The following is a 6,909-nucleotide window of genomic DNA, read 5'->3' as shown; positions in this document are numbered from 1 at the left end:
AGTAATTATAGCACTAACCTGAACGAAGTTCAGCGAACGTCTTTAGACGTCGCTGGAGAGAAACGGCTTATAGCCGGTGTACAAGCCACCCGTTTTCACGGGTGGTTATGACTGTTTTAACCTCTGACACAGAGGCCTTTTTTATAGACTTGGTCTCTTAAGTTGGTAGCAAAGAAGTAGAAGAGGAAGTCGATATTGGGTGCATCAAAGATGCTAATATCAGCATCTTTTCCTGGGTGGAAGCTACCGATATGGGCTTGTCTATCTACGGAATAGGCGGCGTTGATGGTCACAGCATTCAAGACTTCAACTGGTGTTAAACGCATCATGAAACAGCCAAGCTGCATGACAAATTGCAGGTTAGCAGTTGGGCAACTGCCTGGATTGCTATCGGTTGAAAGGGTGATGGCCATGCCCTTATCCAGCATTTTTCTAGCGGGTGCATAGGTGTCTTCCATGAGGCTAAAGGTTGTTGCTGGAAGAAGGTTGCCGATAACCTTAGCTTGACTTAGTTTGTCAATGCCTTGGTCGGTAATCACCATCAGGTGCTCGGCACTGACTGTTCCCAGTTCAGCAGCCAGGTCAACCCCACCAATACTTTTTATCTCATCAGCATGAATACGGAGTTTAAAGCCCATGTCCTTGGCTTTTGTGAGTAGACTACGGGCTTCTTCTGCTGTGAAGACTCCTTGCTCACAGAAGATGTCACAGAATTCTGCCAAATTTTCTTCTTTAACTTGTGGCAACATGCTTTCTATAATGAGGTCCAAGTAGGCTTGATTATTTCCCTTATATTCTGCTGGAATGGCATGGGCTGCCATGAAGGTTGAAATCAAGTCAATAGGATGATCCTTGTGAAGTTGCTGGACCACTGCCAACTGTCTTTTCTCTGTTTCCCAGTCCAGTCCATAGCCACTTTTAGCCTCTACGGTAGTCACACCATGGTCTAGCATGTAGTCCAGTAGTTTATAGGATTTCTGATAGAGAGTATCAAAATCAGCCTTTCTGGTTGCACGAACCGTGGACAGAATACCTCCACCATTTGCCAGAATATCCAGATAAGAAACGCCAGCTAGTTTCTGAGCAAATTCATGCTCTCGGCTTCCTCCATAGACCAGGTGGGTATGGCAATCGATCAGTCCAGGGGTGGCCACCTTTCCTTGACATGAAAGAAGAATCGTTTCAGGGCCAACTAAGTCTGCTTGAGGCTCTCCAGTCCCAGTTGCGAGAATTTTTCCATCCTTGATGGCTATGTAGCCGTCTTCTAAGATAGTGGCTGTAGCCATTTCCTTACCAGCTAGAGGATGACCGGGGTCATTGGGGCAAAATACCTGATTGAAATGGGTCAATATTTTGTCTGCGAACATAGTGCGTCCTCCCTTGTATGATGTTCTTAGTTCTAGGATAATACAAAACCGTCAAATTTTTGTCAAAAATAAATCTTTTTTCTCAAAAAATAAAAAGTTGTTAAAATAACATATTAACAGACTTTATATAGACGAATGAAAGGTAAACTAGGGATGTATAGAAAATTCCTGCTCGGAGATGGGACTATTTCTGGGGAAGGAAACAAGCACTAGATTCAAAAGGAGGATGACCTATGTCACATTTTGAAGAAAAAGATATTGCGGCAGCAATGACCATCAAGTTAGATGATGTCTTGCCTGAAAAGACAGTCTTTGAGGAAGGCATCAGACGAGCACCAGACAGGGGCTTTCGCTTAACACAGGCTCAGACGGAGATTGCCTTGAAAAATGCCCTGCGGTATATTCCAAAAAAATACCATGAGGAAGTCATTCCAGAATTTTTGGAAGAGTTAAAAACTCGTGGGCGGATTTATGGCTATCGCTGGCGTCCAAAAGAAAGAATTTATGGCAAGCCGATTGATGACTACAAGGGAAATTGTACGGCTGCCAAGGCCATGCAGGTCATGATTGATAACAACCTCAGTTTTGAAATTGCCTTGTATCCTTATGAGTTAGTCACTTATGGGGAAACAGGTTCGGTCTGTGCCAACTGGATGCAGTATTGTTTGATCAAAAAATACCTGGAGGTCATGACAGAAGAACAGACCTTGGTAGTAGAATCAGGTCATCCATTAGGTCTATTTAAATCCAAACCAGAGGCACCGCGTGTCATTATTACCAATGGTTTGTTGGTTGGTGAATACGACAACATGAAGGACTGGGAAATCGCTGAGGAAATGGGAGTGACCAATTATGGTCAGATGACAGCTGGGGGCTGGATGTACATTGGTCCTCAGGGAATTGTTCATGGTACCTTCAATACACTTCTCAATGCTGGTCGCTTGAAATTGGGTGTAGCTGATGATGGGGATTTGACAGGTAAACTCTTTATTTCATCTGGTTTAGGTGGAATGAGTGGAGCTCAGGGTAAGGCTGCTGAAATTGCTAAGGCAGTTGCTATTGTAGCCGAGGTAGACCAGTCACGGATTGAAACCCGCCATTCACAAGGTTGGATTAGTCAGTTGGCAGAAAGTCCAGAAGAAGCTCTGACCTTGGCCTTGGCTGCGAAAGAGAAAGGCCAATCTACCTCAATCGCCTATCATGGAAATATTGTAGATTTGCTGGAATATGTAGTTGAAAAGAATATTCCAGTTGACCTGCTCTCTGACCAAACTTCTTGTCACAATGTCTATGATGGAGGCTACTGTCCAGTCGGTATCAGCTTTGAGGAGCGTACTCGTTTACTTGCAGAGGATAAGGAAAACTTTGTTGGTCTAGTGGATAAAACCCTGGAACGTCATTATCAAGCTATTAAGACCCTGACTGACCGAGGAACCTATTTCTTCGATTATGGCAATGCCTTTATGAAGTCAGTTTATGACTCAGGTATCAAGGAAATTTCTAAGAATGGTTTGGATGATAAAGATGGCTTCATCTGGCCTTCTTATGTAGAAGATATCATGGGACCAATGCTCTTTGACTATGGTTACGGTCCATTCCGTTGGGTTTGTTTGAGTGGCAAGCATGAGGACTTGATTACTACAGACAAGGCTGCTATGGATGTGATTGATCCAACTCGCCGTTACCAAGATCGTGACAATTACAACTGGATCCGCGATGCTGAGAAAAATCAGTTGGTCGTAGGAACTCAGGCACGGATTTTGTACCAAGATTGTATGGGTCGTGTAAATATTGCGCTGAAGTTCAATGAGCTCATTCGTCAAGGAAAAATTGGGCCTGTTATGCTAGGTCGCGACCATCACGATGTATCAGGTACTGATTCTCCATTCCGTGAAACATCCAACATCAAGGATGGTTCAAATGTAACCTGCGATATGGCTGTTCAGTGCTACGCTGGTAATGCGGCGCGTGGCATGAGTCTTGTGGCCCTCCATAATGGTGGCGGTACTGGTATTGGTAAGTCTATCAATGGTGGTTTTGGTCTGGTATTGGATGGAAGCGAGCGCGTGGATGAGATTATCAAATCAGCTATCGCTTGGGATACCATGGGTGGTGTAGCGCGTCGGAACTGGGCTCGTAATGACCATGCGATTGAAACGGCTATTGAGTACAACCAAATGCGTCAAGGTACAGACCATATCACCATTCCTTATTTGGCAGATGAGGACTTAATTCAGTCTTCTGTTGCTAAATTGTTTGAAAAATAAGTAATCGCCTAAACAATCATAATAAGAAAGAGGTTTTCAAATGGCAAAACTTGTAGAATGTATTCCAAATTTTTCAGAGGGACGTAACCAGGAAATCATCGATGGCTTGGTAGCGACTGCTAAGAGTGTTCCGGGTGTGACCTTGCTGGATTATTCTTCGGACCAAAGTCATAACCGCAGTGTGTTTACTTTGGTGGGGGATGAAGAAAGTATTCAGGAAGGAGCTTTTCAACTGGTCAAATATGCTAGTGAAAAGATTGATATGACCAAGCACACAGGTGAACACCCAAGGATGGGAGCGACAGATGTACTTCCATTTGTTCCTGTAAAGGACATCAGCATGGAAGAATGTGTTCAACTAGCTAAGAAAGTCGCTGAGCGTATCAATAAAGAATTGACTATTCCAGTCTTCCTCTATGAAGAAGCAGCAAGCAGACCAGAACGACAAAATCTGGCTAAGGTCCGCAAGGGTCAGTTTGAAGGCATGCCTGAAAAATTATTGGAAGAAGACTGGGCGCCTGATTTCGGTGAAAGGAAGATTCATCCAACAGCAGGTGTCACAGCAGTCGGCGCTCGGATGCCTCTAGTTGCCTATAATGTCAATTTGGATACAGACAATCTAGAAATTGCCAACAAGATTGCCAAAATCATCCGTGGTTCAGGTGGAGGCTACAAGTATTGTAAAGCCATCGGTGTCATGTTGGAAGGAAGAAATATTGCCCAGGTTTCAATGAATATGGTGAACTTGGAAAAATGCTCACTTTATCGTACCTTTGAAACCATTCGTTTTGAGGCTAAGAGATATGGTGTGTCGATTATTGGTTCTGAAATCGTTGGATTGGCACCTGCAAAAGCCTTGGTTGATGTGGCAGAATACTACTTGCAATTGGAAGAGTTTGATTACAGCAAGCAGGTACTAGAAAATCATTTGTTGGGATAAGGAGTATGACCGATGGCATTAGTTGATTTAACCCTTACAGAATTTGCTCAATTACTGGGTTCAGATGCTCCAGCACCAGGCGGAGGCTCAGCAGCAGCCCTTTCGGCTGTCAATGGTATTTCATTGACAAAAATGGTGTGCGAGTTAACTCTTGGGAAGAAAAAGTATGCTGACTATCAGGCTGCTATTGAAGACATTCATAACGTAGCTGGTGACTTGCAAGAGCGTTTATTGCGGGCAATAGACGAGGACACTGAAGCTTTCAATCAGGTATCAGCTGTTTTTGATATGCCCAAGGAAACAGAGGAAGATAAAGAAGCGCGCAGGCGGGCTATGCAGGCAGCCTTGAAGGCAGCAACGCTCTCTCCGTTTGGCATGATGGAAACGATGTTGCAGGCACTTCAGGTAACAGCAGAGGCAGTCGGCAAGTCCAATACCAATGCAGCCAGTGATTTGGGGGTGGCAGCCCTCTCGCTCAAGGCTGGTTTGCAGGGGGCCTGGCTCAATGTTCTCATCAATCTATCTGGTATCAAGGATGAAGAATTTGTTGCAACCTATCGCCAACAAGGCCAGACTATTTTGGAAGCTGGGTCTAGCCTAGCAGACCAGGTATATGAAGACATTCTCCAGATTGTTTAAAGGAGGGAGCCATGGTTTTATCAGATATTGACATTGCGAATTCCGTCCAAATGGAACCCATTGGACAGGTAGCAGACCGTTTAGGTATTCCAGAAGAAAGTTTATCCTTATATGGTAGATACAAGGCTAAAATTGACAGTCGTCAGTTAGAAGCCTTGAAAGATCAACCAGATGGGAAATTGATTTTGGTAACGGCTATTTCACCAACTCCAGCAGGGGAAGGAAAAACAACAACTTCCGTCGGTTTGGTCGATGCCTTGACTGCTATTGGTAAGAAGGCTATTATCGCCCTACGTGAGCCTTCTCTGGGACCTGTCTTTGGGGTTAAAGGTGGTGCAGCAGGTGGTGGATATGCCCAAGTTGTTCCAATGGAAGATATTAACTTGCATTTTACTGGAGATTTTCATGCCATCGGTGTAGCTAATAACCTGCTGGCAGCCTTGATTGATAATCATATTCATCATGGAAATGCCTTGGGAATTGATAGTCGTCGGATTACCTGGAAGCGAGTAGTAGACATGAATGACCGCCAGCTCCGCCATATTGTCGATGGCCTGCATGGTAAGGTAAATGGAGTACCTAGGGAAGATGGCTACGATATTACCGTTGCTTCAGAAATAATGGCTATTCTGTGCCTATCTGAAAATATAGCTGATTTGAAGGCACGACTGGAAAAAATTATCATCGGCTATAATTTCCAAGGTCAACCGGTTACAGCTGGGGATCTTAAGGCAGCTGGGGCAATGGCAGCACTCTTGAAAGAAGCCATTCATCCTAACCTTGTACAAACCCTTGAACACTCCCCAGCCCTTATTCACGGTGGTCCGTTTGCCAATATTGCTCACGGTTGTAATAGTGTTCTTGCTACTAAATTAGCCTTAAAATATGCAGATTATGTGGTTACAGAAGCAGGCTTTGGGGCAGATTTAGGCGCTGAAAAATTCATAGATATCAAGTGTCGTCTAAGTGGCTTACGACCATCCGCAGTTGTACTCGTAGCTACTATTCGTGCCCTTAAAATGCACGGAGGAGTTGCCAAGTCTGACCTGGCTCAAGAAAATGTAGAAGCAGTACTTGCAGGTTTACCAAACCTTGAAAAACATTTGGAGAATATTCAGGAAGTTTATGGTTTGCCTGCGGTTGTTGCCATCAATAAATTCCCACTAGACACAGAGGCAGAATTAGAGGCAGTTTCTACTGCTTGTGCCAAACGTGGTGTTGATGTAGTACTGTCTGATGTTTGGGCACATGGTGGTCAAGGAGGGCGTCAACTTGCAGAGAAAGTCGTCCAACTTGCTCAAGAAGAAAATCATTTCCAATTTGTCTATGATGTAGAAGACAAGATTGAAACTAAATTACACAAAATTGTTACAAAAGTCTATGGTGGTCAAGGGGTTAAACTCTCAACACTTGCTAAAAAAGAAATAGCAGAACTGGAAAGACTAGGTTTTGGTTCCTATCCAATCTGTATGGCCAAGACCCAGTATTCATTCTCAGATAACCCTAATCTCTTAGGAGCTCCGACAGACTTTACAGTGACTATTAGCAATGTCAAAGTTTCAGCAGGTGCTGGCTTTATCGTCGCCTTGACAGGAAACATTATGACCATGCCAGGTTTGCCAAAGGTCCCTGCGAGTGAAAAAATTGATATTGACAACCAGGGCAATATCACAGGTCTTTTCTAAGAGAGGTGGAA

At 44.1% G+C, this 6,909-nt stretch carries 5 protein-coding genes; 4 read left to right on the top strand and 1 reads right to left on the bottom strand.

The features are described from left to right. Nucleotides 1-116 precede the first annotated feature (116 nt). Nucleotides 117-1,367, bottom strand: coding sequence for an imidazolonepropionase (gene hutI, locus C1G49_RS08620; RefSeq protein ID WP_105125365.1), 1,251 nt, complete (start codon nt 1,365-1,367; stop codon nt 117-119). A 233-nt stretch (nt 1,368-1,600) separates the two neighbouring features. On the opposite strand from hutI, the gene C1G49_RS08615 reads away from it, so the two are divergent. From C1G49_RS08615 to C1G49_RS08600, 4 genes are read left to right on the top strand one after another with little or no spacing between them, the layout of a single operon-like run. Then, complete coding sequence (locus C1G49_RS08615) at nt 1,601-3,634, top strand: urocanate hydratase (RefSeq protein ID WP_105125364.1); 2,034 nt, start codon at nt 1,601-1,603, stop codon at nt 3,632-3,634. 40 nt (nt 3,635-3,674) lie between these two features. Then, the gene (ftcD, locus tag C1G49_RS08610; protein ID WP_105125363.1) at nt 3,675-4,574 is read left to right on the top strand and encodes a glutamate formimidoyltransferase; all 900 of its coding nucleotides are present in this window, start codon (nt 3,675-3,677) and stop codon (nt 4,572-4,574) included. Nucleotides 4,575-4,586: 12 nt separating this feature from the next. Further along, nucleotides 4,587-5,213 carry a cyclodeaminase/cyclohydrolase family protein gene (locus tag C1G49_RS08605; RefSeq protein ID WP_105125362.1) on the top strand — a complete coding sequence of 209 codons (627 nt, stop codon included), beginning with the start codon at nt 4,587-4,589 and terminating at the stop codon, nt 5,211-5,213. 11 nt (nt 5,214-5,224) lie between these two features. After that, nucleotides 5,225-6,898: a formate--tetrahydrofolate ligase gene (locus tag C1G49_RS08600; protein WP_105118038.1), complete on the top strand. Its 1,674-nt coding sequence runs from the start codon at nt 5,225-5,227 to the stop codon at nt 6,896-6,898. Nucleotides 6,899-6,909 lie beyond the last annotated feature (11 nt).

Origin of the sequence: Streptococcus suis, assembly GCF_002960625.1 — a bacterium.
Taxonomy (GTDB): Bacteria; Bacillota; Bacilli; order Lactobacillales; family Streptococcaceae; genus Streptococcus; species Streptococcus suis_T.
Note: the sequence above shows the minus strand (reverse complement) of the source record. Positions and strands in the feature narration are given on the sequence as shown.

What these genes read in the sequence shown, in the direction of transcription:
- hutI (WP_105125365.1), bottom strand. Translation starts at nt 1,367, where the DNA reads ATGTTCGCAGACAAAATATTGACCCATTTCAATCAGGTATTTTGCCCC.
- C1G49_RS08615 (WP_105125364.1), top strand. Translation starts at nt 1,601, where the DNA reads ATGTCACATTTTGAAGAAAAAGATATTGCGGCAGCAATGACCATCAAG.
- ftcD (WP_105125363.1), top strand. Translation starts at nt 3,675, where the DNA reads ATGGCAAAACTTGTAGAATGTATTCCAAATTTTTCAGAGGGACGTAAC.
- C1G49_RS08605 (WP_105125362.1), top strand. Translation starts at nt 4,587, where the DNA reads ATGGCATTAGTTGATTTAACCCTTACAGAATTTGCTCAATTACTGGGT.
- C1G49_RS08600 (WP_105118038.1), top strand. Translation starts at nt 5,225, where the DNA reads ATGGTTTTATCAGATATTGACATTGCGAATTCCGTCCAAATGGAACCC.